The 2,639-nt window shown below is 40.8% G+C and carries 2 protein-coding genes; one reads left to right on the top strand and one right to left on the bottom strand.

Going from position 1 to position 2,639, the window contains the following annotated elements:
- Positions 1-209 precede the first annotated feature (209 nt).
- Entirely contained in the window at positions 210-1,520 is a 1,311-nt protein-coding gene (locus tag CXF78_RS19800; protein ID WP_102037726.1) for an ATP-binding protein, read from the top strand.
- 138 nt (positions 1,521-1,658) lie between these two features.
- On the opposite strand, the gene CXF78_RS19795 is transcribed toward CXF78_RS19800, so the two are convergent.
- Positions 1,659-2,639 (bottom strand): hypothetical protein (locus CXF78_RS19795; RefSeq protein ID WP_102037725.1); only part of this gene is annotated, 981 nt, incomplete at its 5' end.

The raw sequence follows: 2,639 nt of genomic DNA, 5'->3' as shown, positions 1-2,639 counted from the left end.
AAGGAATTGAAGGAAGGAAAAGTGGAGAGAAGGATAGAAATAGAGTATAAGAAAAGGGGAATAGAATAAGAAGGAATAGAAAGAAAAGTGGATATAAGAGTATAAAGATTACGCAAAAAGCTTCAAGAAGCTCAAGACCAGCCCTATAAAGTCAAAACCATTCGTGGCAAAGGCTATTTGTTTTGCCGCGATGATGCAGCGCCTACATCATGAAAAAACTTATCATTTCTTTGGTGTTGGTGGTGCTAGTGACCATTGCCAGTCTAGGCTGGTCTATTAGTGAGTTTGCCAGTTTTTATCATCAAGAAGATGATCAACCTAATCCGGCCAATCAGCTTGCCGCGCTAACCTTAATGGGGGCGGGGTTAGCCAAAACATTAGATAATCATCAGCTTCAAAGCCAAGCTTTTCTGACGAGTTGGAATCAACATAATATTGAGCAGCTGGCTTTAATGGGCAGCGTTGAATTTATATTACCGCCGTCGCTAAAAGCCCAGTTCGATACCGATAAGTTTCTGATGTTGGAATCCGATGAAGGCATATCGTTGCACTATTTATTATCCAGTACTGGCCAAGTGCTCAATATCACAACTCCGTTGATAATAGAAAACAATAGTGGTTTGAACCTTAATAGGCTGTATACCATGTTGTTTTACCTTGGTGTGGTGCTGATTTTACTGTTGTGGGTGTCACCATTGATTCGCCGTCTGATCAATTTAAGTCAAGCCACTCAAGCATTTGGTATGGGGGAATTACAACAACGGATCACAGTGAGTAAGACCTCCTATATCGGCACTATTGAAGCAGAGTTCAACCGCATGGCAGACCGCATTCAGCAGCTACTTGATGATAATAAATTGCTGAGCCGCGCTGTGTCGCATGATTTAAAAACCCCCATAGCAAGGTTAAGATTTGGCATTGAAGCATTGGAAGAAACGCAAAATCCACAGCTAAAAATTAAGTATTTTCAACGCATAAATCGCGACTTAGACACCATGGAAGACTTAGTGATGACTTTGCTAAGCTATGCTCGATTAGGCCAAGGTGACATTCCGTTAAATAGGCAGACCATAGAGTTAAATGCTTGGTTACAGAATAAAGTATTAGATCATGATGATGGTGAGCATCAAATTGAATTGTCGTCTATACCTCAAGCAGTCACAGTTAATGTCGATCCTAAATACTTGTCTATGCAGATGAATAATCTACTCAGCAACGCCCAGCGTTTTAGCCGTTCACATATTCGTGTAAGTCTAGCTGTTGAGCATCAAGTGCTGTGGATCCACGTAGATGATGATGGTCAAGGTATAGACGAGCTAGAAGCGATGCAAGTGATCAAACCTTTCGTGCGTGGTAAGCACAGCCGCGGCAATATGGGCCATGGCATGGGACTAGCAATTGTGGATCGTATTGGTTTATGGATGGGATCAAAGCTTCATATTAGCCGAGCGCCAGAATTAGGCGGAGCTAGGCTATCGCTGGCTTTTGAATCGTGCTCGATTTCAGACAGTGCAGTCTGACTGTATAATGTTAAAGCACTGTGAGTCAGTAAATAAAGACAGAACGAGAGCTTGTTATCTGAAGCAAACAACAAGCTCACGGTATTATAAGGGGAAGTGCTCGTTATTATTGAGCTAGTGTAACTGAGTTTTAGGTGGCTACTCAGTGACTAGATTATATTTTATCATATCGGCTCTTTGCATCTTATAAACAGTAGCGGCTGGGGCTGCGTTAATGGTAAAGAAATAAAATTCGGGGCCTTTTTCTGCACCAAGCATTTCTCTAAAGTAAGTTAATTGTGCCCCATGAGCTGGGTCTGTTGTACTTAATTGGCCTGCATCTTTTCCGGCAATACAACACCAAGAATGAACCCCTAACTCACCACCATCTTGATAAATTCTTTGGCTACCAGCGGCAAATAGATCAACTCCACCGGAATAAGCGAAGCTACCTTGTGGCATCAAGGTGGTTAAATTAGCGGCGCGAATAAGGCGACCTGTATGCATATTAATTTCATCATTTATTGATCCACTAACGTTGCCAAATTTAAGGGTGTCGAACGATTTTGTTTTTATTAACTCATCCATTTGAATATAGGTAGATGTGCCTAATGTGCCATTTAACGTCGCCACGTTACCATTAAGAGTTAATGTTGAATCTCCAGCTCCTAGTAGCGATTCATTGATGACAACACTAATTGAATGAAGATGTTTGGTATTAACTTCTTCAATTGAACCTTGGTAAACCATATTGTCTTCTTGCTCACTGAGCTCAATATTAATGCCTTTAAATATAGCTGTAGGGCTGAAGTGTTCAAGATTGCTGGTGTCGCCCTCTAGTAGCGTGATGCTGTTGATGGGCTGCTCTTTTTCAAAATCAAAACCAAGATAAATCAGCCCTTTATCATATTTAACTATGATGACCTTGTCAGTTTCATCCCTATCAACAAATAAAATCTTGTATTTTACGCCATCAATTTGAAGATCCAGCTGTTCATATTGCAACTTAAACGTCTCAATATATTCGGCGACGTTATCTGGTTGAATGATGTGAACATCATTGACCTTTTGGTTAACGACGACCTTTTTATTATCTGAACTGCCACAAGCTTGTAATACAAGCAGAGTTGTCAGTAATAA

The sequence above is a fragment of the Shewanella sp. 11B5 genome (assembly GCF_002836795.1).
GTDB classification, from domain to species: domain Bacteria; phylum Pseudomonadota; class Gammaproteobacteria; order Enterobacterales; family Shewanellaceae; genus Shewanella; species Shewanella frigidimarina.
The sequence above is the reverse complement of the archived record's forward strand: the minus strand, read 5'-3'. Positions and strand labels throughout refer to the sequence as shown.